The organism is Nonomuraea sp. NPDC049784, from assembly GCF_040659615.1.
In the GTDB taxonomy this organism is placed as follows: domain Bacteria; phylum Actinomycetota; class Actinomycetes; order Streptosporangiales; family Streptosporangiaceae; genus Nonomuraea.
Genome location: NZ_JBFAMX010001222.1, coordinates 1 through 1,337, shown reverse-complemented (window position 1 = coordinate 1,337; position 1,337 = coordinate 1). Strand labels below are relative to the sequence as shown.

2 protein-coding genes and 1 pseudogene are annotated in these 1,337 nt (G+C 71.0%); all 3 read right to left on the bottom strand.

From position 1 onward, the window contains the following. Positions 1–259, bottom strand: a pseudogene (locus AB0J09_RS64910) (hypothetical protein); the annotation flags it as partial. Next, positions 256–1,128: an ABC transporter permease gene (locus AB0J09_RS64905; RefSeq protein WP_360714475.1), complete on the bottom strand. Its 873-nt coding sequence runs from the start codon at positions 1,126–1,128 to the stop codon at positions 256–258. The gene AB0J09_RS64905 and the pseudogene AB0J09_RS64910, both read right to left, overlap by 4 nt. Continuing rightward, a partial coding sequence (locus tag AB0J09_RS64900) for a TOBE domain-containing protein (RefSeq protein WP_360714473.1) occupies positions 1,092–1,337 on the bottom strand: 246 nt, incomplete at its 5' end. The genes AB0J09_RS64900 and AB0J09_RS64905, both read right to left, overlap by 37 nt.

Sequence of the window (1,337 nt, the reverse complement as noted above, 5' to 3'; positions counted from 1 at the left end):
GGTGGATGGCAAGCCCGCAGGCCAGACCCACCACCGCCGACACGGCGGCCGCGGCCACCGCCACCCCGGCGCTGACCGCGAACGACGACAGGAACTCCGGCTTCTGGAACACCTCGGCGTACCACCGCAGCGTGATGCCCTGCGGCGGGAACGTCACGTACGAGGTGGTCGTGAGCGAGGACGCCACCGTGACCGCGACCGGCGCGATGAGGAACAGCCCGACGAGGAACGCGAAGACGGTCCCGAGCACCCGGGTCATCCGAACACCACCTCCCCCTGGCCACGGCGCAGCAGGCGCGAGTAGCCGAGCAGCAACCCCGTCGTCACCACCACCAGCACGAACCCGATCGCGGCCGCGTACGGCCAGTCGAGCGTGGTGGTGGCCTGCGTGTAGACGAAGTACGGCATGAGCTTCACCTTCGGGCCGCCGAGTATCGCCGGGGTGACGAAGCTGGAGGCGGTCAGGCTGAACACGATCATCGCTCCGGCCAGCATGCCGGGCGCCGACAGCGGCAGCGTGATCCGCCAGAAGCAGGTCCAGCCGGGCGCGCCGAGCCCCTTGGCGGCGGGCACGAGCGTCGGGTCGATCCGGTCCAGGCTGCCCATCAGCGGCAGCACCATGTACGCCAGCATCACGTGGACCATGCCGATGAGCACGGCCGTGTCGTTGTAGAGCAGCTGGGGCGGGGTCAGGCCGAGCCACTTGATGACGGCCGCGACCGGGCCGTTCGGCCCGAGCACCACCAGCCAGCCGTACGCGCGGATGACCATGCTGATGAGCAGCGGCGACAGCAGCAGCAACGCCAGCCAGTTCCGCACGCGGGGCGAGCGGCCGCGCATGTAGAGGGCGAACGGGTAGCCCACGACCAGGCAGCTGATCGTGGTCAGGGCGGCGACCTTCAGCGTGTTCCACAGCACGTCCCGGTAGAACGGGTCGCCGAGGAAGCGCTCGTAGTTGCTCAGCGTGAACGCGCCCGTCTGCGTCCTGAAGCTGTTGGCCACCAGCGTGAACAGCGGCGCCACGAACAGCAGCACGAAGATCGCGATGGCGGGCAGGGCCAGCAGCAGGCCCGTACGCCAGCGAGGACGGGTCAGCGAGCTGCGAGCGACGCGTCCGACGGCCGCCATGCGCAGGTCACCTCCTCGCCGACCGCGGGGACCTGGGCGTCGAAGGGCAGCGCCGCCGTCACGTTCCCCGCCTTCGTGGCGACCACGCAGCGGATGCGCGCCCCCAGGAACCGGGTCTCCTGCACGGTGCCCCTGAGCCCCTCGCCCTCCGCGCGTATCCGCACGACCTCGGGCCGCACGTACACGCGCACGGCCGCGCCCTCGGCCGG

Bases quoted from the DNA above. Each gene is read 5' to 3' on its own strand.
- AB0J09_RS64905 (WP_360714475.1), bottom strand. From the start codon at position 1,128: ATGGCGGCCGTCGGACGCGTCGCTCGCAGCTCGCTGACCCGTCCTCGC.